We start from the raw sequence: 20,260 nt of genomic DNA, 5'->3' as shown, positions 1-20,260 counted from the left end.
GGCGCGCACCACCATACTGGCCACTTCTGGCGCGTATCCCACGACCGCTGGGGAAACCCACACCGGACTCGCACGTCCCAGTCGCGGCGAAGTGGTACGTCACTTGCCAAGTCGGACGGCATCGCCGCCTGGTTGCCGCCCCTGCCCAAGCGTGGCGCAGATCACAGCTGTGGCCATGCCGCCGAGCAGAAACAGATACGAGCCGGTCCCCGCTCCGAAGAGGAAATCCCCCTCCGGTCGGCTCGCGGTGAGCAGGATGACGGCGAGCATCCAGCCGGCGGCGGGTGCGACGGCCCCGCCCCGGCTGCCGACGGCACGCGCGCCGCCCAGACAGAGTCCGGCCTCACCGGCGAGCGCGAGCAGCAGCCCGCCCGGGAACCAGCCGGCCTGCACCAGCGACCCGGCGGCGCCGACGACCGCGCCGAGCACGAAGAGGCCCACGTACACCAGCGCCCGCCCGGCGGGGGGCGCCTTCAGGGGCTGGGCCAGCAGGGGTCCGGGATCGTTCATGAGGTCGCCTCCGTACCGGCGAAAAGATCGGTCTCGCGCGCTCCGAGTGCCCTTTCTCCCCGTGCCAACTCGTAGTACTCGGTGGTGAAGACGGGCTGCGCGAGGTCGTTGGACAGCACGAAGTACGGCTCGGCGACGGTGACCTGGGTGGCGTGCGCGGCCATCGCGGCGGCCTTGGCGGCGGCGTACGCGGTGCCGTCGATCTCGGTGGTGATCCGCTCGTCGGCCACGACGCCGGGGACGTCGTCGAGGACGCCCGGCTTGTCGAAGGGAAGCCCCGGCAGCACCTCGGCCAGCCGCTCGAAGGCCTGCTCGCCGACCGAGCGCGGTACGCGGTTCCAGTAGATCTTGGGGATCGTCCAGCCCGCTTCGGCGGCCAGGTCGGCGCCGCGCATGGCGACGCGGTGGGCCTGGATGTGGTCGGGGTGGCCGTAGCCGCCGTTCTCGTCGTAGGTGACGAGAACGTGGGGGCGTACCTCCAGGATCACCTCGACCAGCCGGGCGGCGGCCTCGTCGAGGTCCGCCCGCCAGAAGCACGCGGGGTCGTCGTTGTCGGCGAGGCCCATCATCCCGGAGTCCAGGTAGCGGCCGGGGCCGCCGAGCAGACGGAAGTCCTGGACGCCGAGTTCACGCATCGCGGCGGAGAGCTCGCCCAGCCGGTACTCGCCGAGGGCGGTGCCGGTGAGGTGCTGGAGCTCGGCCGGGATGACCTCGCCGCGCTCACCGAGCGTGCAGGTGACCAGGGTCACGAGGGCACCCTCGGCCGCGTAGCGAGCCATCGTCGCGCCGTTGTTGATCGACTCGTCGTCCGGGTGCGCGTGCACCAGCAGCAGACGCCGGGCGGGAGGTTCCGTCATGGACCCCACCCTAAAGGCGTCAGAACTTGATGCTGCCGATCATCCCCGCGATGTTCGTCGTCAGCTCGCTGATCGTCGGCGCCATGGTCGAAGAGGCCAGGTAGAAGCCGAGCAACATGCAGACGACCGCATGTCCGGCCTTCAGCCCTGACTTCTTGACCAGCAGGAAGACGATGATCGCCAGCAGCACCACCGCCGAAATCGAAAGTGCCACGGCGGCTCACCTCCAAAGATCCCAAGAGCGCGGGGGTCGGACCAGGGGGGCAGATAAATCCATACAGGCGCCAGCAGGTTCATACCCACTATGCGCTAGTGATCATAACTATCCGTGCGCGCGCATCGGTCGGCGCACTGCCGCACAAGGGGGCGCATGGCCAATATGGTCGAAGCATGACGACGACGTCCGACTCCTTCCCCCGCCGGCATGCCCGGACCCAGCGGTTCACGCTCGGCGCGCCACGCGCGTTCGCGGTGGCTCCCGACGGTTCCCGTGTCGTGTTCCTGCGCTCGTCCTCCGGTACGGACCGGGCGAGTTCGCTGTGGGTGCTCGACCCCGCGGACGGCGGGGAGCGCGTGGCGGCCGACCCGCGCGCCCTGCTGGGCGGGGCCTCGGAGGACCTCTCGCCGCAGGAGCGGGCGCGGCGCGAGCGGAGCCGTGAGGGCGGGGCCGGGATCGTCGGCTACGCCACCGACACGGCGGTCGAGTTGGCCTCTTTCGCGTTGTCAGGACGGCTTTTCGTGGCGGAGCTACGGGCCGGCACGGCACGTGAACTCCCCGCCCCGGGGCCGGTGATCGACCCACGCCCCTCCCCCGACGGCCGGTTCGTCGCCTACGTCACGCGGGGCGCCCTGCGCATCACGGGCACCGAGGGCGAGGGAGACCGGGCGCTGGCCGAGCCGGAGTCGGAACAAGTCACCTACGGGCTCGCGGAGTTCATCGCGGCCGAGGAGATGGGGCGCTCGCGCGGGTTCTGGTGGTCGCCGGAGTCTGACCTTCTGCTGGTCGCGCGCGCGGACGACACTCCCGTACGGCGCTGGTGGATCTCCGACCCGGCCCGTCCCGAACGTGATCCACAGCACGTCGCGTATCCGGCGGCGGGTACGGCGAACGCGGAGGTCCGGCTCTTCGTGATCGGCCTCGACGGCGCGCGCACGGAGGTGTCCTGGGACCGGAAGCGCTACCCGTATCTGGCGCATGTGCACTGGTCAGCGGCGGGTGCGCCGCTGTTGCTGGTGCAGGCTCGGGATCAGCGCAGCCAGCTGTTCCTGGCCGTGGACCCGGAGTCGGGGGCGACGCGGATGGTGCACGCCGACGAAGATCCAACTTGGCTTGATCTTTTCCCAGGAGTGCCCTGCTGGAGCCCTTCCGGGCGGCTCGTCCGGATCGCCGACGAGGGGGGCGCTCGGGTCCTCGCGGTGGGCGAACGCCCGTTGACGGGGCCGCAGTTGCACGTCCGTGCGGTGCTGGACGTCTCCGACGACGACGTGCTGGTCTCGGCGTCGGCCGGGGAGCGCGCGGCCGCACCGGAGACCGGCGAGGTGCATGTGTACCGGGTGAACGAGCTCGGCATGGAGCGCGTCTCGCAGGAGCCTGGCGTGCACTCGGCGGTGCGCGCCGGGGGTGTGACGGTGCTGGTGTCTGCGACGCCGGGGCGGGCCGGGGCGCGGGCGCAGGTGCTGCGGGACGGCAAGCGGACGTCGACTGTCACGTCGTATGCCGAAGATCCCGGTATGTCCCCGCGCATGATTCTCACCGAGGGGGGCGCACGGCGGATCCCATGCGCCGTGCTGCTGCCTCGAGATCACGACGGTGCGACCCCGTTGCCGGTTTTGATGGATCCCTACGGTGGTCCGCACGGTCCCCGTGTCCTGGCCGCCCATAACGCGCACCTCACCTCGCAGTGGTTCGCCGACCAGGGTTTCGCGGTGGTCGTCGCGGACGGCCGGGGTACGCCCGGTCGCTCGCCGGCCTGGGAGAAGGCGATCCACCACGACCTCACGGTGTCCCTGGACGACCAGGTCGAGGCGCTGGAGTCACTGGCGAAGTCGTATCCGCTCGACCTCTCCCGGGTGGCGATCCGGGGCTGGTCCTACGGCGGCTGGCTGGCGGGGCTCGCGGTGCTGCGCCGCCCCGATGTCTTCCACGCGGGGATCGCGGGGGCGCCGGTGACGGACTGGCGGCTGTACGACACGCACTACACGGAGCGGTACCTGGGCGATCCGACGGCGTCACCGGAGTCGTACGCCAAGAGCTCCCTGCTGACCGACGAGGGCCTCTCCTCCCCCGCCGAGCCGCACCGGCCCCTGATGATCGTCCACGGCCTGGCGGACGACAACGTCGTCGCGGCCCACACCCTGCGCCTGTCCTCGGCCCTGCTCTCGGCCGGCCGCCCGCACGAGGTCCTGCCCCTGTCCGGGGTGACCCACATGACCCCACAGGAACAGGTCGCGGAGAACCTGCTCCTGCTCCAGGTCGACTTCCTGAAGCGGTCGTTGGGGGTGCCGTAACCGCACAAACACCCACGAACCGCGTTAACACACAGGCAACTTGGCCGACCCGATCCCGATATACGGACGGGCCAGTCTAAAGAACGTACGGCCGTGCGGGTGCCGTAAACGGACCGGGGTGCGCCATGTCACCCCGGTCCGTTGCTGTGTGGCTCCTCCGGCGGCACCACCTGCTTCTCCTCCGCGAAATGGCAGGCCGAGTCGTGGGCCGTCGGGCCCGGGAGGAGGCGGAACTCGCTCGGGACCGCCAGGGCCGGTACCTCCAGGGCGCAGCGTTCCTGGGCCTTCCAGCAGCGGGTGCGGAAGCGGCAGCCGGAGGGGATGTTGGTCGGGGAGGGGACGTCTCCGGTGAGGATGATGCGTTCTCGGTGTTCACGGGCCTCGGGGTCGGGGACCGGGACCGCGGAGAGCAGGGCCTGGGTGTAGGGGTGCGTGGGGTGGTCGTAGATCTCCGCGTCCCTGCCGATCTCCACGATGCGGCCCAGGTACATCACGCCCACGCGGTCCGAGATGTGGCGGACGATCGACAGGTCGTGGGCGATGAAGACGTACGAGAGGTCGAACTCGTTCTGCAGCCGGTCCATCAGGTTGATGACCTGGGCCTGGACGGAGACATCGAGCGCCGAGACCGGCTCGTCGGCGACGATCACCTCAGGGCGGAGCGCCAACCCCCGTGCGATACCGATGCGTTGGCGCTGGCCGCCGGAGAACTGGTGGGGGTAGCGGTTGATGTACTCCGGGTTCAGGCCGACCACGTCCAGGAGGTCCTGGACCTTCTTCCTGCGGTCGCCCTTCGGCGCCACCTCCGGGTGGATCTCGTACGGCTCCCCGATGATGTCGCCCACCGTCATACGGGGGTTGAGGGAGGTGTACGGGTCCTGGAACACCATCTGAATGTTGCGGCGCACCGACTTGAGGGCCTTGCCGGAGAGCTTGGTGAGGTCCTCGCCCTTGTACTTGATCGTGCCGGCGGTCGGACGTTCCAGGTTGACCAGCATCTTGGCGACCGTGGACTTGCCGCAGCCCGACTCGCCCACGATGCCCAGGGTTTCGCCGCGGTCGAGGGCGAAGTCGACGCCGTCCACCGCCTTCACCGCGCCGACCTGCTTCTTGAAGAGGATGCCCGTGGTGAGCGGATAGTGCTTGACCAGCCCGCTGACCTCCAGAATCGGCTCAGCCATTCAGGCACTCCCTCCAGAAGTGGCAGGCACTCGTGCGGTCTTCGGAGACGTCGTACAACGGGGGTACGTCCGTCCGGCACACGTCCTGGGCCATGGGACAGCGGGGGTTGAAGGCGCAGCCCGGCGGGATGTTCATGAGGTTGGGGGGCAGGCCCTTGATGGCGTAGAGCTCCTGGCCCTTCTGGTCCAGGCGCGGGATGGAGTCGAGCAGACCCCTGGTGTAGGGGTGGGCCGGCGCCTTGTAGATGTCGTGGACGGGCGCCGACTCGACGATCCGGCCCGCGTACATCACCGCGATCCGGTCGGCGACGTCCGCGACCACGCCGAGGTCGTGGGTGATGAGGATGAGCCCCATGTTGAGCTCGCGCTGCAACTCCGCGAGCAGGTCCATCACCTGGGCCTGGACCGTCACGTCCAGCGCGGTCGTCGGTTCGTCGGCGATGATCAGGGCGGGTTCCAGGGCCATCGCCATCGCGATCATGATGCGCTGGCGCATACCGCCGGAGAACTGGTGCGGGTACTGCCTGACCCGCTCCCTCGCCCCCGGGATGCGGACGCGGTCCATCAGCTCGATCGACCTGGCCCGGGCGTCCTTCCTCGACATGCCCCGGTGGACGACGAACATCTCGCCGAGCTGGTCGCCGACGCTCAGCACCGGGTTCAGCGAGGACAGCGCGTCCTGGAAGATCATCGCCATCTCGGCGCCCCGGACCTTGCGCCGCTCCTCCTCCTTCAGCTTCAGCAGGTCCTTGCCCTGGAAGAGGATCTCGCCACCGGTGATCCGCCCAGGCGGCATGTCGAGGATTCCCATCACCGCCTGTGCCGTCACCGACTTGCCGGACCCCGACTCACCGAGCACGGCGAGCGTCTCGCCCGCGTCCACCGAGTAGTCGACCCCGTTGACGGCCTTGGCGACCCCGTCCCGCGTCCGGAACTCCACATGCAGATCACGCACTTCGAGCAGCATGACGCCGACTCACCTCAGCTTCGGGTCGAGGGCGTCGCGGACCGCGTCGCCGAGCATGATGAACGCGAGGACGGTGAGGGCGAGAGCGCCGGCCGGCCAGAGGAGCATGTGGGGGGCCTGGCGGATGTAGGCGGAGGCCGAGGAGATGTCGATGCCCCAGCTGACGGTCGGGGGCTTCAGCCCTACGCCGAGGTAGGACAGGGTCGCCTCCAGCGAGATGAAGGTGCCGAGCGCGATGGTCGCCACGACGATGACCGGGGCCACTGCGTTGGGCGCGATGTGGCGCAGCAGCTGGCGGGAGCTGGAGGCACCCAGGGCCTTCGCCGCCTGGACGTAGTCGTTCTGTTTCGCCGTGATGACCGAGCCCCGGGCGATCCGGGAGATCTGTGGCCAGCCGAGCAGCACCATGAAGCCGATGACCGGCCAGACCGTGTTGCTGGTCACCACGGACAGCAGGACCAGGCCGCCGAGGACCACCGGGATCGCGAAGAAGACGTCGGTGATGCGGGACAGGATCGAGTCCGAGAACCCGGCGAAGAAGCCGGCCAGCCCGCCCAGGACCGAGCCGAGGATCGCGACCCCCAGCGTGGCGCAGACGCCGACCGTGACGGACGTACGGGCGCCGTACACCGTGCGGGTGTAGACGTCGCAGCCCTGACCGTCGAAGCCGAAGGGGTGTCCGGGCTGTGAGCCCTCCTGCGCCTTGGCCAGGTCGCACTTGAGGGGGTTGCCGGAGGCGATCAGGGACGGCCAGATGGAGATGACGACCAGGAAGAGGATCACCAGGCCCGAGATGATGAAGACCGGGTTGCGGCGCAGGTCGCGCCAGGCGTCGGACCAGAGCGAGCGGGGTTTGCCCGCCGGGCCCGTTCCCTCGGGCCCGTCGGGTGTCTCCTCCAGGGTCTCCCCTTCCGCCGTCGCGAGGTCCATCGTGCCGCCCATACCGGTCGGGGCGATCGCTCCGTCGTCGTACGGCTGCTCAGGCATAGCGGATCCTCGGGTCGAGTACGGCGTAGAGGAGGTCGACCAGCAGGTTCGCGATCAGGAACACCAGGACGAGCACCGTCACGAAACCGACGACGGTCTGGGTGTTCTGGCGGAGGATGCCCTGGTAGAGCTGGTAGCCGACGCCGTGGATGTTGAAGATGCGCTCGGTGACGATCGCCCCGCCCATCAGTGCGCCGATGTCGGTGCCGATGAAGGTGACGACGGGGATCAGCGAGTTGCGCAGCAGGTGGCGGATGACGACCCTCCTGCGGGGCAGCCCCTTGGCCACCGCCGTACGGACGTAGTCGGACTGTTTGTTCTCCGCGATGGAGGTACGGGTCAGCCGGGTCACATAGGCGAGGGAAACGGACGCGAGAACGAGCCCCGGCACGATCAGCTCGCCGAACGTGGCGTCCGTCGACACCGACGGTTTGATCCAGCCCCACTCGACGCCGAGGAGGAGCTGGAGCAGCAGACCGGTGACGAACGTCGGGACCGAGATCACCACGAGCGTGAACATCAGGACCGAGGTGTCGACGGGCCGGCCCCGGCGCAGGCCCGTGACGACACCCAGCGTGATGCCGATGACGATCTCGAAGAGGATCGCGACGATCGTCAGCCGGATCGTCACGGGGAACGCCGTCGCCATCAGCTCGGTGACCTCCTGCCCGTTGAACGCGGTGCCGAAGTCGCCGGTGAAGACGTTCCCCATGTAGGTCAGGTACTGCTGCCAGACCGGCTTGTCGAGGCCGAACTCCTTCTCCAGCTGGGCGGCCGTGGCGGGGTCGCACTGCCGGTCGCCGCACAGGCCCGCGATGGGGTCGCCCATCACGTTGACCATGAGGAAGATCAGGAGGGTGGCGCCGATGAACACCGGGATCATCTGGAGCAGACGCCGGACGACGTAGCGTCCCATGGCGGGTCAGCTGACCTTGATCTCGTTGTAGACGGGGACGCTGAACGGGTTGAGCTTCACGTTGGACAGCCGCTCGGAGTAGCCCGCGCTGCCGTTCTGGTACCAGAGCGGGATGGCGGCCATGTTGTCCCGGACGACCTCCTCGGCCTTCTGGAACGTCTCGATCGCCTTGCCGGTGTCGGTCTCGGCGTTGGCCTCGTCGACGAGCTTGTCGAAGTCCTTGTTGGACCACTTGCCGTCGTTGGAGGAGGCGTTGGTGTAGTAGAGCGGCTGCAGGAAGTTCTGGATGAGCGGGTAGTCCATCTGCCAGCCGGCACGGAACGGGCCCGACATCTTCTTGTCGGTGATCTGGGTACGGAAGTCGGCGAAGGTGCCGATCGGGTTGCCGACACAGGCCTTGTCGTTGTCGAGCGCGTTGTTGATGGAGTTGCAGACCGCGTCGACCCACAGCTTGTGGGAGCCGGTGTCCGCGTTGTACGTGATCTTGAACTGTCCGCCGGGCAGCCCGCCGCCCTCCTCGATGAGCTTCTTGGCCTCGTCGGGGTCGTAGTCGCAGGCGTCACCGCACAGGCCGTCCTGGAAGCCGCCCGCCTCGCCGAGCACCGGGGAGGTCCAGTCGGTGGCGGGGGTGCGGGTCTTCTCGAAGATCGTCTCGGTGATCTGCTTGCGGTTGATCGCGCGGGACAGGCCGGTGCGGACCTTGTCCATCCCGCTCTTGTTCCAGTCCTTGTCGTAGTACGGGAACGCAAGGGTCTGAATGATGCCGGCCGGGGTGTTGATGTACCGGTCGCCGAGGTCGCTGGAGACGTTCTTGAGCTGGGCGGCCGGGACGTCGTCGACCAGGTCGAGGTTGCCGGCCATCAGGTCGGTGTAGGCGGTGTTGTTGTCGGTGTAGACCTTGAGGGTCACACCGCCGTTCTGCGCCTTGTCGTCACCGGGGTAGCCGTCCCACTTCTTCAGGGCCATCTGCGAGCCCTTGGTGTACGAGTCGATCGTGTACGGGCCGTTGCCGACCGGCTTCTTCACCCAGGCCGCGTGGTCGGTGAAGAACGCCTGCGGGAGCGGGGCGTAGGCCGGGTAGCCGAGGGTGTCGGGGAAGGTCGAGAACTTCTGGCTGAGCTTGACGGTGAAGGTGTTGGTGCCGGTGACCTTCAGTCCGGAGAGCGTCTGGGCGGTCTGCTTGCTGCCGTCCTCGGGGTGCACCTTGTCGTAACCGTCGATGTAGCTGAAGAAGTACGCGTTCTTCTGGTTGTTCTTGAGGCCGGCCCCGTAGTTCCAGGCGTCCACGAACGACTTCGCCGTGACCTTCTCGCCGTTGCTGAAGGTCCAGCCGTCCTTGACGGTGACAGTGAAGTTCTGGGAGTCGCTCGTCTCGATCTTCTCGGCGAGCATGTCCTCGGCCTTGCCGGTCTCCGGGTCGTACTTCTTCAGGGACCGGAAGATCATGTCGAGGACCTTGCCGCCCTGCACCTCGTTGGTGTTGGCGGGCTCCAGCGGGTTCTGCGGGTCGCCCCAGGAAGAGCTCAGCACCGCGCCGCCGTCGCCACTGCCGCCGCCGCTGTCGCTGTCCCCGCCCCCGCAGGCCGTGGCGGCGAGGGCGACCGCCACCGCGCATGCGGCCCATTTGGCGTGCGTGGCTCCGCGCATGGAGTTCCTCCTGTGTGACTGCACTGTTCCGTTACCGGCCAATATCGGCATAAAACAGGCAGCCCGCACATGCACTCACCCCTTCAGGGGAACGGCCTGGGAAGGTCCGACCTTCGACACAATGGATCTTCCATGTAGCGCGCAATGGATCTTCACGATCCGATGCCGAACCGTTGGATAGCGACCCTCCTATGTACGGATTTCGACACTCCGGCGTCCGTATATCGAACTCATTGCCCGATTGGGGCAGTTGGCCCGATGTAAGACACAGGCCGATCACGGCACGCTACACGCGTAGCTACAGATTAGTCAAAGAAAGGTAAAGAAAGTAAAGAGCCACCCAAGTCGACCGAGAATTTATTGACCTTGAATGAATTGCGTTGAAAAAGTCCGGCGTAGCCCGTAGGGACCGCCCTGCGGAGTCCTTGATCCACAGGGCACGGAGCATCATGACCCCCCCAACCCCTTCCCCGGTCACTTCACTCGAGGTGACCGACGAAGACAGCGCGGCACCGGTGAAGTCCTCGGCTCTCAAGGGCAACGAGAGCCGCTCGCCGGGACGGCTCGCCTGGAGCCGTTTCAAACGGGACCGCGCAGGCGTCATATCCGGGTACGTGGTCCTCTTCTTCTTCGTCGTGGCGATCGGCGCTCCGCTGATCTCCAAGCTCTACGGCAAGAACCCGTACACGACGTACGGCATCAACACTCCGGGGCTCCTCAACGAGTTCGGCTTCCCGGTCAAGGCCAACGGCGGCATCAGCGGTGACTTCTGGTTCGGCGTCGAGCCGCAGCTCGGCCGGGACGTCCTCACCTTCCTGCTCTACGGCATGCGCAACTCGCTGCTCATCGCCACCGCGGCCACGCTCCTGACGACCCTGCTCGGTGTCGTCATCGGCATCACCGCCGGCTACCTGGGCGGCCGCACCGACTACTTCGTCGGCCGGGTCATCGACATCCTGCTGGCCTTCCCGCAGACGCTGTTCTTCATCGCCTTCTGGCCGGTCGTGCTGGCGATCTTCGTGTCGCCGGAGGAGAACACCCCGATCTGGCTCACGGTCACCAGCCTCATCACCGTGATGACCGCCTTCGGCTGGGCCTCCATCGCCCGTCTGCTGCGCGGCGAGGTCCTCGCCCTGCGCGAGCGGGAGTTCGTGGAGGCCGCCAAGGTCACCGGCGCCTCGCCGGCCCGGATCATCTTCAAGGAACTGCTGCCCAATCTGTGGACGCCGATCCTGATCCAGTCGACGCTCCTGCTGCCCGCCTATGTGACGGCGGAGGCGGGACTCGCCTTCCTCGGCGTGGGACTCACCGACCCCACGCCCGACTGGGGCGTCATGCTCCAGTTCGGCGCCAAGTACTACCAGGACGACATCACCTTCATGCTCTTCCCTGGTCTCTCCATGGTGATCTTCGTCGTCGCCTTCAACCTGCTCGGCGACTCGGTCCGCGACGCGCTGGACCCCAAGACGAAGCGCTGAGGCACCCCACTCCGACCGAGCGACGGGGCCCGGCCGGAGTACACCAAGCACCATCCCTATCCACAAGAAATCGGGTCAGCCATGTCTCTTTCCCGCAGAAACTTCGTCATAGCCACAAGCGTCGCGGCCGCGGGCTCGACGCTGCTGTCCGCGTGCAGCAGCGGCGACGCGGGCGGCAGCGGCGGCAGCGCGACCGAGGGTGCCAAGACGTACTCCAAGGTCACCGTCGGCACCGCGGCGGACTCGACCGGCCCCGCGCCGGAGATCACCGGGGCGAAGAAGGGCGGGACGATCCACGGTCTGGCCCCGGACGACTTCTCGCACCTGGACCCGGGTCGCATCTACTACGCGTACAACTCGACCGCCGCGCTGCTCCTGCACCGCTGCCTGACCGGCTACAAGGTCGCCGCGGACGGCTCGCAGAAGCTCGTCGGCGACCTGGCCACGGACACCGGCACGATGTCCAACGCGGGCAAGACCTGGACCTTCACGCTGAAGGAGGGTCTGAAGTGGGAGGACGGCAGCGAGCTGACCGTCGAGGACGTGCGCCACGGCATCGAGCGCCTGTGGGCCCCGTACATCATCGAGTCCGCCAGCTACGTCCAGATCGCGCTGACCGGCAAGGGCGGCAAGTGGCGTGACGCCTACGAGGGCCCCTACAAGGGCAAGCACCTGTCGGAGATCGTGACGGACAAGGCCAAGCGGACCATCACGTTCAACCTGGCCGAGGCCCGCCCCGACTTCAACTTCACGATGGCGATGCACTCGTACGCCGCGGTGTCCCCGAAGCTGGACACCAAGGAGAAGTACGACAAGAACCCGGCCGCCTGTGGTCCGTACAAGATCAAGAACCACACGACCGACAAGTCGATGACGCTGGTCCGCAACAAGAACTGGGACCCGGCGACCGACGCCATCCGCAACAACTACCCGGACGGCTTCGAGTTCACCTTCGGCATCGAGACCCTGGACTCCACGGACCGTCTCATCGCCTCCCAGGGCAGCGACGCCTTCGCGGTCTCCATCTACAAGGGCGTGCCCGCCGAGCGCATCCAGAAGGTCCTCACCGACCCGGAGCTGAAGAAGCGCACCTTCAACGGCCTGCTCACCGGCACGTACTACTACGCGATCAACACCAAGCGCGTCACCGACCTGAAGGTCCGTCAGGCCCTCAACATGGCCTGGCCGCTCCAGCAGATCCGCCAGATCTACGGCGGCCCGTCCTCCGGCGACTTCGCGACCACGGTCCTCAGCCCCGACATCCTGGGCCGCGAGAAGTTCGACATCTACGGCAAGCTGAAGAAGCCGCAGGGCGACCCGGCCGCCGCGAAGAAGCTGCTGAAGGAAGCCGGCAAGGAGGGCGTGAAGATCGTCTACGCCTTCCCGCAGGACCCGACGTACAACAAGACCAAGGTCGTCATCGAGAACGCGCTGAAGGAGGCCGGCTTCACCCCGGTCATCAAGCCGCTCGACTCCACCTCGTACTACGACCAGGTCCAGAAGCTCGACAACAGCTACGACGTGATGTGGTTCGGCTGGTCCCCGGACTGGCCGACCGCCTACACGATGATCCAGCCGCTGTTCGACAGTGCCAGCGTCGGTGACGGTCTCTACAACGTCTCGCAGACGAAGATCTCCTGGATCGACGAGACCATCCAGAAGAACATGGTCCTCACCGACCAGAAGAAGGCCGGTGAGGCCTGGGCCGCGCTCGACAAGCGGATCATGGAAGAAGTCGCGCCGATCATCCCCGAGATGTACCAGCGCCGTTACTACGTCTACGGCAACAAGGTCGGCGGAGCGATGTTCGACCCGAACTTCTCCGCGACGCTGCTCTACAAGACGTTCGTGAAGGCCTGACGACCGGCCCTCGTGGCGGGGCGGCCCTCGGCCGCCCCGCCTCCTTCCCCCCTTCGGCATCCGTCAGGAAATCCCAACTGCCATGCTCCGCTTCCTTGTCCGACGAATTCTCGGCGCCGCGGTGATCCTGCTGATCATCAGCGCCATCGTGTTCGTCCTGTTCTACGCCGCCCCGCGCGACCCCGCCCGCATCGCCTGCGGCAAGGCCTGCACCCCCGAGACTCTGGAGCTGGTGCGGAAGAACCTGGGGATCGCCGATCCACTGCCTGTGCAGTACTGGGACTGGCTCAAGGGCATCTTCGTCGGCCGCGACTACACGTCGTTCGGCAACTGCAACGCGCCCTGCCTCGGCTACTCGTTCCAGAACCGCGAGCCGGTCCTCGGCACCATCATGGACCGCTTCCCGACCACCCTGTCGCTGTCGCTCGGCAGCTCGGTCATCTACCTGACCTTCGGCATCGGCGCGGGCATGCTGGCCGCCGTGAAGCAGGGCAAGGCCCTCGACAAGATCGCGAGCTCCGCCTCGCTGGTCGCGTCCTCGATGCAGATCTACGTCGTCGGCGTCCTCGCCACCTATCTGCTGGTCGACCAGTGGAAGGTGCTGGACCGGGCCAGCTACACGCCCTTCACGGACGACCCGGCGGCCTGGGCCAAGGGTCTGCTGGTGCCCTGGATCGTGCTGTCCCTGATCTGGACGGCCAACTACACCCGTATGACGCGCTCCCAGATGGTGGAGGCGCTCAGCGAGGACTACGTCCGTACGGCCCGCGCCAAGGGCATGTCCCGCCGCACGGTCTTCTTCCGCTTCGCCTGGCGCGGTGCGATGGGGCCGATCGTCACCATCTTCGGCCTCGACCTCGGTGTGCTGCTCGGCGGTGCGATCATCACCGAGTCGACGTTCAGCCTCCAGGGCCTCGGCATGCTCTCCGTCAAGGCGGTCAGCACCAACGACCTGCCGATGCTGCTCGGTGTCGTGCTGGTCGCCGCCGGCGCGATCGTCGTCTTCAACATCGTCGTCGATGCCCTGTACGCCCTCATCGACCCGCGCGTGCGCCTCGCTTAAGGAGAGACCATGAGCACCCCCTTCCTCTCCGTCCGCGACCTCAAAGTCCACTTCTCCACCGAGGACGGTGTCGTCAAGGCCGTCGACGGGCTCTCCTTCGACGTGGAGAAGGGCCAGACCCTCGGCATCGTCGGTGAGTCGGGCTCCGGCAAGTCCGTCACCAACATGGCGATCCTGGGCCTTCACGACCCGCGCAACACCAGGCTCGACGGCGAGATCCTGCTCGACGGCAAGGAGCTGATCACCGCCTCCGAGCGCGAGCTGGAGAAGCTGCGCGGCAACAAGATGTCCATGATCTTCCAGGATGCGCTGGCCTCCCTGTCGCCGTACCACACCATCGGCGCGCAGATCGGCGAGACGTACCGCAAGCACACCGGCGCCTCCCGCAAGGAGGCCCGGGCGCGGTCGATCGAGATGCTGCGCCGGGTCGGCATCCCGCAGCCGGACATGCGGGTGGACGACTACCCGCACCAGTTCTCCGGCGGTATGCGCCAGCGCGCGATGATCGCGATGGCCCTGGTCTGCGACCCGGAGCTGCTGATCGCCGACGAGCCGACCACGGCTCTCGACGTGACGGTCCAGGCCCAGATCATGGACCTCCTCAAGGACCTCCAGCAGGAGTTCGGCACGGCCATCATCTTCATCACGCACGACCTCGGTGTCATCGCCGACATCGCGGACGACGTGTTGGTGATGTACGGCGGGCGCTGTGTGGAGCGGGGCACCAAGGAGGAGGTGCTGCGCGCGCCCGACCACCCCTACACGCTGGGGCTGCTGGGTTCGATGCCGAGCCTGACCGGGCCGGTCGACGTGCCGCTCTCCCCGATCCCGGGCTCGCCGCCCTCGCTGCTCAACCCGCCGTCGGGCTGCCGCTTCCACCCCCGGTGCGCCTTCGCGGAGAAGGTCGCCGGCGGGCTCTGCTCCAGTGAGCGGCCGGGTCTGAAGGTCCTCGACGGGCGGGGCTCGGCGTGCCACCTGACGGCGGACCAGAAGCACGAGCTCTTCACCGAGCACGTCGCGGCCCGGACCCACTGACGTACAAGACGGGATTCACCACCATGAGCAACACCACCCCCCTCCTGGACGTCTCGGGTCTGACCAAGCACTTCCCGGTCAAGGGCGGCTTCCCGATCCGCCGCACGGTCGGCGCCGTGCAGGCCGTCGACGGCCTGGACTTCCAGGTGCACGAGGGCGAGGCCCTCGGCCTGGTCGGCGAGTCGGGCTGCGGCAAGTCGACCACGGGCCGGCTGATCACCCGGCTCATGGAGCCGACGGCCGGCAGCATCTCGTACCGGGGCAAGGACATCACGCACGCGTCCCGCAGGGCGCTGGCGCCGATCCGCTCCGAGATCCAGATGATCTTCCAGGACCCCTACGCGTCGCTGAACCCGCGCCAGACGGTCGGCAAGATCATCTCGGGCCCGATGGAGATCAACGACATCATCCCGGAGGGCGGCCGCGAGAAGCGGGTCCGTGAGCTCCTGGAGATCGTCGGTCTCAACCCCGAGCACTACAACCGCTTCCCGCACGAGTTCTCCGGCGGACAGCGCCAGCGCATCGGTGTCGCCCGTGCCCTGGCCCTGGAGCCGAAGCTGATCGTCGCCGACGAGCCGGTGTCGGCCCTCGACGTCTCGATCCAGGCGCAGGTCGTGAACCTGCTGCAGAAGGTGCAGCAGGAGCTGGGCATCGCGTTCGTCTTCATCGCCCACGACCTCGCCGTCGTACGCCACTTCTCGCAGCGCGTGGCGGTCATGTACCTCGGCAAGATCGTCGAGATCGCGGACCGCGACGACCTGTACGACAACCCCCGCCACCCCTACACGCGGGCCCTGCTGTCCGCTGTGCCGGAGGCAACGGTGGACGATACACCGACCCGCGAGCGCATCCGTCTCACCGGCGATGTACCGTCTCCTCTGAACCCGCCCTCGGGCTGCCGCTTCCGGACCCGCTGCTGGAAGGCGACGGAGAAGTGCGCGACCGAGGCACCCCCGCTGGTCCAGGTCGAGGGCAACAAGCCCGGCCACCTGACCGCGTGCCACTACCCCGAGACGGAGGGAACCGTTCCGGCCCCTCGTCTCTCCAAGGACCCCGAGGCAGCGGTCTGACAACACCCCTTTTCCGTCAGCCGCCGCCCTTTGCGGAACGGACTTTCTCGGCCCATTGACCCGAGCCCATGAACGTCCGCTCCAGGGGAACGAAGGCCCGTACCTCCCCAGGTACGGGCCTTCGTCATACGGGGATCCCGTCATATGGCTCCGGCACCTGTGACAGACTGCCGCGATGGTCGATCGCTCGTTCGCGGATCTCTCGCTCGCCGCGCTGTACGACTCCCTCAACCCGTGGGGTCCGGGCGACGACTTCTACCTCGGTCTCGTGATGTCCGCACCCACCGTGCTCGACGTCGGCTGCGGCACCGGACGCCTGCTCGCCGCGGCCCGCCGGACCGGACACCCGGGGCAGCTCACGGGGCTCGACCCCGCCGCCGCGATGCTGGTCCAGGCACGGCGCCGGGAGCCCGGCGTGGAGTGGGTGCTCGGAGACCTGCGCTCACGTGCCTGGTACGGGGAGTTCGACCTCGTCACGATGACCGGGCACGCCTTCCAGACCCTCGTCGGCGACGAGGAACTGCGCGCCGGCTTGCGTGCCGTCCGGACCGCCCTCGCGGACGGCGGACGCTTCGTCTTCGAGACCCGCAATCCGGCGGCCCGCGCCTGGGAGTCCTGGACACCGGACCGGGTGTACGAGGCCGCCGACGCGGACGGCACCGTCGCGTGGATGTGGCACGAGGTAGCAAGTCCCGTGGTCGGGGACCGCGTGACACTCACCTCCACCTTCGAGGGCGTCCGCTGGGACCGCCCCCAGGTCACCACCAGCACACTGCGCTTCCTCGACCAGCCCGCCCTGGAGAGCTTCCTGGCCGAGGCCGGGCTGGTGGTGGAGGAACAGTACGGCGACTGGGGCAGGGGACCTGTGACGTCGGGGAGCCCGGAATTGATCACGGTGGCGCGAAGCGCCCCGTGACCAGGGGCGCGGGGAACTGCGCGACCAGCCCCCACCGGCCCGCAGCCGACACTCCACAGCCCCCGGCATCCGATTAGTCGCCCAACTCCTCCTCCAGCGCAGCCAACGCAGGATCCAGCACGATGTCCTCCTCGCGCCCCTCGATCGTCGGATCCTCCGGAAAGTGGCACGCCGTCAGGTGTCCCTCCCGGTTACCGGAGATCTGGACCAACGGCGGCTCCTCGGCCGCGCACTTGTCCTGCGCCTTCCAGCACCGCGTACGGAACCGGCACCCGGACGGCGGCGAGATCGGCGACGGCACATCGCCGGCAAGGCGGATCCGCTCACGGTTGGGCGCGTCCTCGTCCGACAGGTTCACCTCGGGCACCGCGGACAGCAGGGCGTGGGTGTAGGGGTGGCGAGGGCGGGTGTAGATGGAGTTGCGGTCGCCGACCTCGATGATCTTGCCGAGGTACATGACCGCCACACGGTGCGAGAAGTGCCGTACGACGGCGAGGTCATGGGCGATGAACAGGAACGCGATGCCCAGCTCCTGCTGCACCTGCTTCAGCAGGTTCACCACCTGCGCCTGGATGGAGACGTCCAGCGCCGACACCGGCTCGTCGGCGACGATCAGCTTCGGCTCCAGGGCCAACGCCCGTGCCACACCGATCCGTTGCCGCTGCCCACCGGAGAACTCGTGCGGGAAGCGGTTGTAGTGCTCTGGGTTGAGACCCACGATCTCGAGCAGTTCGCGTACGCGCTTCTCGCGGCCGCCCTCCGGCTCGATCTCGTTGATCTCCATGGGCCCGGAGATGATCTTGCCGACCGTCTGCCTCGGGTTCAGCGAGGAGTACGGGTCCTGGAAGATCATCTGGATCTCGGAGCGGATCGGCGCCAGCGCCCTGCGGGACGCGTGCGTGATGTCCTTGCCGCGGTACGAGATCGTGCCGGCCGTCGGCTCCATGAGCCGCGTGATGAGCCGGCCCGTGGTCGACTTACCGCAGCCCGACTCGCCGACCAGGCCGAAGCTCTCGCCGACGTTCACGGTCAGGTCGATGCCGTCGACGGCCTGCACGGCACCGACCGTGCGGCGGATCGGGAAGCCGCCCTTGACCGGGAAGTGCTTGGTGAGCCCCTCCACGACCAGCAACGGATCTCCGGCCGAGCCGGTGGTGGCCCCTCGTGGGGCGGGGAGGACGAGGTCCTCTTTCATGACGGGTCCTCCTAGCCCAGGCTGGGCTTGATCTCTTCGACGAAGATGGTCCGCTTCTGATCCGCCGTGAGGTGACAGGCGGAGGCGCGGTCCGGGGCCAGCAGGGGACGTTCGTCGACGCAGCGGGTGCCGCCGACCCGGTCCTGGAAGGTGCAGCGGGGGTGGAAGCGGCAGCCCGAGGGCGGGTTGAGCAGTGAGGGCGGGGCGCCCGGGATGGGGGCGAGCGGGGCGTCGAGGTCGGAGTCGATGCGCGGCATCGAGTTCAACAGGCCCCAGGTGTAGGGGTGTTGCGGCGAGCGCAGCACCTCGTTCGTCGTGCCGCGCTCGATGGCGCCGCCCGCGTACATCACCATGATGTCGTCGGCCATGTCGGCGATGACACCGAGGTCGTGCGTGATGAAGACGATCGCCGAACCGAACTCCTGCTGGAGGTCCTTCAGCAGGTCCAGGATCTGCGCCTGGACCGTCACGTCCAGCGCGGTCGTCGGCTCGTCGGCGATCAGCAGGTCCGGGTCGCACACCAGCGCCATCGCGATCATCGCGCGCTGCCGCATACCGCCGGAGAACTGGTGCGGGTAGTCCTTCGCCCGCTCCTTGGGGTTGGGGATGCCGACCTTGCCGAGCATCTCCACGGCACGCGCCCAGGCCACCTTCTTGGAGGCACCGGTGTGCTTCATGAAGGGCTCGGCGATCTGCCGGCCCACCGTGTAGTACGGCGACAGCGCGGTCAGCGGGTCCTGGAAGATCATGGCGACCTTGTTGCCGCGCAGCTTCTCCAGCTCGGACTCGCGGGCGGTGGTCAACTCCTGCCCCTCCAGCAGGATCTCGCCCTCGACGGTGGTGAACTTCGGGTTGTGCAGCCCGAGGATGGTCAGGTTGGTCACGGACTTGCCGGAGCCCGACTCACCGACGATGCCCAGCGTCTTGCCGCGCTCCAGGTCGAAGGAGAGCCCGTCGACGGCCCGGACGATGCCGTCCTCGGTCCTGAAGCTGACGTGCAGGTCCCGCACCGAGAGGAAGGCGCCCGCGTCGGACGGGACGGGCGCCCCGGCCTCCTTGGTCAGAGTGGTCACGACAGAACTCCTAGGACAGCCGCACGCGCGGGTCGATGATGGCGTAGCAGGCGTCGACGACGACGTTGCACAGCAGGATCACGGCGGCCGAGAACAGCATCACGCCCAGCAGCAGCGGCAGATCACTGAACTGCACCGAGTCCACCGCGAGTCGGCCGAGTCCGGGCAGTCCGAAGGTGTACTCGGTGATGATCGCGCCGCCGAGCAGCGAACTCAGGTCGATGCCGAGGATGGTGATGATGGGGATGAGGGAGCCGCGCCAGGCGTACCGGAAGAAGACGTAACGGCCGCTCATGCCCTTGGCCTTGGCCGTGCGGACGTGCTCCTCCTGGAGCTGCTCGATCATCGCGGAGCGCGCCATACGGGTGTACTGCGCGGCGAAGATCGTCGACAGGACGACCCAGGGGATCATCAGCCCGGTGAACCAGGCGGCCGGATTGTCGGTGAGGGGGGTGTACTTGGGCTCGTCGAAGGCGTGCGTCTGGTACACGAGGATGGCGAGCGCGAGCGGGCCCAGGAAGTAGATCTGCATCGAGCTGAGCGCCATGGAGCCCGCGGTGAACGTCTTGTCGACGAGGGAGCCGCGCTTCCAGGCGGCGAGCAGTCCGGTGCCGAGACCGACGAACAGGAACATGATCGTGGCGCCGAACGCGAGGGAGAGCGTGAGCGGCAGCCGGTCCAACAGGGTTGTCCAGACTGCCTCGTTGGTGTGGTACGAGTACCCGAAGCACGGGGCGGGGCACGGCCCTTGCGGGAAGTTGTCGCGACCGGCCACGAGTCCCGACAGGAAGATCCAGAACTGCTCCGGGATCGACTTGTCGAGTCCGAGCGTCTGGTGGATGTTCGCCAGGGCGTCGGGCGTGCACGTCTTGCCGCACATCAGCAGCGCCGGGTCGCGGGGCATGCCGAAGAAGAGCAGGAAGGCGACCACGGTCAGCAGGACCAGGATCACGAGTGAGCCGAGGATCCGGCGGAGGAGGAAGCGCAGCATCTCAGT

Annotated in this window: 18 protein-coding genes; 7 read left to right on the top strand and 11 right to left on the bottom strand. The window is 67.7% G+C overall.

Annotated features, from left to right (window positions below):
- Nucleotides 1-99 precede the first annotated feature (99 nt).
- From OHU89_RS32480 to OHU89_RS32470, 3 genes are read right to left on the bottom strand one after another with little or no spacing between them, the layout of a single operon-like run.
- Nucleotides 100-510 carry a DUF6113 family protein gene (locus tag OHU89_RS32480; protein ID WP_405648206.1) on the bottom strand — a complete coding sequence of 137 codons (411 nt, stop codon included), beginning with the start codon at nt 508-510 and terminating at the stop codon, nt 100-102.
- The gene (mshB, locus tag OHU89_RS32475) at nt 507-1,367 is read right to left on the bottom strand and encodes an N-acetyl-1-D-myo-inositol-2-amino-2-deoxy-alpha-D-glucopyranoside deacetylase (protein ID WP_405648204.1); all 861 of its coding nucleotides are present in this window, start codon (nt 1,365-1,367) and stop codon (nt 507-509) included. Before mshB ends, OHU89_RS32480 begins: the two co-directional genes overlap by 4 nt.
- 19 nt (nt 1,368-1,386) lie before the next feature.
- Entirely contained in the window at nt 1,387-1,581 is a 195-nt protein-coding gene (locus OHU89_RS32470; RefSeq protein ID WP_266888429.1) for a hypothetical protein, read from the bottom strand.
- 176 nt (nt 1,582-1,757) lie between these two features.
- On the opposite strand from OHU89_RS32470, the gene OHU89_RS32465 reads away from it, so the two are divergent.
- Nucleotides 1,758-3,875 (top strand): prolyl oligopeptidase family serine peptidase, encoded by a 2,118-nt coding sequence (locus OHU89_RS32465; RefSeq protein ID WP_405648202.1) that lies wholly within the window; start codon nt 1,758-1,760, stop codon nt 3,873-3,875.
- Between the two features lie 128 nt (nt 3,876-4,003).
- On the opposite strand, the gene OHU89_RS32460 is transcribed toward OHU89_RS32465, so the two are convergent.
- Genes OHU89_RS32460 through OHU89_RS32440 form a run of 5 tightly spaced genes read right to left on the bottom strand, consistent with a single transcriptional unit; the run spans nt 4,004 to nt 9,573 of the window.
- Nucleotides 4,004-5,056 (bottom strand): ABC transporter ATP-binding protein, encoded by a 1,053-nt coding sequence (locus tag OHU89_RS32460; protein ID WP_405648200.1) that lies wholly within the window; start codon nt 5,054-5,056, stop codon nt 4,004-4,006.
- On the bottom strand, nt 5,049-6,023 hold the full coding sequence (locus OHU89_RS32455) for an ABC transporter ATP-binding protein (RefSeq protein ID WP_405648198.1): 975 nt from the start codon (nt 6,021-6,023) through the stop codon (nt 5,049-5,051). Before OHU89_RS32455 ends, OHU89_RS32460 begins: the two co-directional genes overlap by 8 nt.
- 9 nt (nt 6,024-6,032) lie before the next feature.
- Nucleotides 6,033-7,010 (bottom strand): ABC transporter permease, encoded by a 978-nt coding sequence (locus OHU89_RS32450; protein ID WP_405648197.1) that lies wholly within the window; start codon nt 7,008-7,010, stop codon nt 6,033-6,035.
- Nucleotides 7,003-7,926 (bottom strand): ABC transporter permease, encoded by a 924-nt coding sequence (locus OHU89_RS32445; protein ID WP_405648195.1) that lies wholly within the window; start codon nt 7,924-7,926, stop codon nt 7,003-7,005. Before OHU89_RS32445 ends, OHU89_RS32450 begins: the two co-directional genes overlap by 8 nt.
- A gap of 6 nt (nt 7,927-7,932) precedes the next feature.
- Complete coding sequence (locus OHU89_RS32440; protein ID WP_405648193.1) at nt 7,933-9,573, bottom strand: ABC transporter substrate-binding protein; 1,641 nt, start codon at nt 9,571-9,573, stop codon at nt 7,933-7,935.
- A gap of 449 nt (nt 9,574-10,022) precedes the next feature.
- On the opposite strand from OHU89_RS32440, the gene OHU89_RS32435 reads away from it, so the two are divergent.
- The 6 genes from OHU89_RS32435 to OHU89_RS32410 all read left to right on the top strand — a co-directional run bounded on the left by OHU89_RS32435 (nt 10,023) and on the right by OHU89_RS32410 (nt 16,995).
- Nucleotides 10,023-11,051 (top strand): ABC transporter permease, encoded by a 1,029-nt coding sequence (locus tag OHU89_RS32435; protein ID WP_266888444.1) that lies wholly within the window; start codon nt 10,023-10,025, stop codon nt 11,049-11,051.
- An 81-nt stretch (nt 11,052-11,132) separates the two neighbouring features.
- Complete coding sequence (locus OHU89_RS32430; protein ID WP_405648190.1) at nt 11,133-12,911, top strand: ABC transporter substrate-binding protein; 1,779 nt, start codon at nt 11,133-11,135, stop codon at nt 12,909-12,911.
- Between the two features lie 82 nt (nt 12,912-12,993).
- Complete coding sequence (locus tag OHU89_RS32425) at nt 12,994-13,974, top strand: ABC transporter permease (RefSeq protein ID WP_171142985.1); 981 nt, start codon at nt 12,994-12,996, stop codon at nt 13,972-13,974.
- A 9-nt stretch (nt 13,975-13,983) separates the two neighbouring features.
- Entirely contained in the window at nt 13,984-15,009 is a 1,026-nt protein-coding gene (locus OHU89_RS32420; RefSeq protein WP_267014937.1) for an ABC transporter ATP-binding protein, read from the top strand.
- 23 nt (nt 15,010-15,032) lie between these two features.
- Nucleotides 15,033-16,079: an ABC transporter ATP-binding protein gene (locus OHU89_RS32415; protein WP_405648187.1), complete on the top strand. Its 1,047-nt coding sequence runs from the start codon at nt 15,033-15,035 to the stop codon at nt 16,077-16,079.
- 175 nt (nt 16,080-16,254) lie between these two features.
- Nucleotides 16,255-16,995: a class I SAM-dependent methyltransferase gene (locus OHU89_RS32410; RefSeq protein WP_405648185.1), complete on the top strand. Its 741-nt coding sequence runs from the start codon at nt 16,255-16,257 to the stop codon at nt 16,993-16,995.
- Nucleotides 16,996-17,068: 73 nt separating this feature from the next.
- Here OHU89_RS32410 and OHU89_RS32405 read toward each other — a convergent pair whose 3' ends face one another.
- Genes OHU89_RS32405 through OHU89_RS32395 form a run of 3 tightly spaced genes read right to left on the bottom strand, consistent with a single transcriptional unit; the run spans nt 17,069 to nt 20,254 of the window.
- The gene (locus OHU89_RS32405; RefSeq protein WP_405648183.1) at nt 17,069-18,190 is read right to left on the bottom strand and encodes an ABC transporter ATP-binding protein; all 1,122 of its coding nucleotides are present in this window, start codon (nt 18,188-18,190) and stop codon (nt 17,069-17,071) included.
- Nucleotides 18,191-18,201: 11 nt separating this feature from the next.
- Nucleotides 18,202-19,263, bottom strand: a complete 1,062-nt coding sequence (locus OHU89_RS32400; RefSeq protein ID WP_405648180.1) for an ABC transporter ATP-binding protein — start codon at nt 19,261-19,263, stop codon at nt 18,202-18,204.
- Nucleotides 19,264-19,273: 10 nt separating this feature from the next.
- Entirely contained in the window at nt 19,274-20,254 is a 981-nt protein-coding gene (locus OHU89_RS32395; RefSeq protein WP_327719201.1) for an ABC transporter permease, read from the bottom strand.
- Nucleotides 20,255-20,260 lie beyond the last annotated feature (6 nt).

The organism is Streptomyces sp. NBC_00019, assembly GCF_045041015.1.
GTDB lineage: Bacteria > Actinomycetota > Actinomycetes > Streptomycetales > Streptomycetaceae > Streptomyces.
Note: the sequence above shows the minus strand (reverse complement) of the source record. Positions and strands in the feature narration are given on the sequence as shown.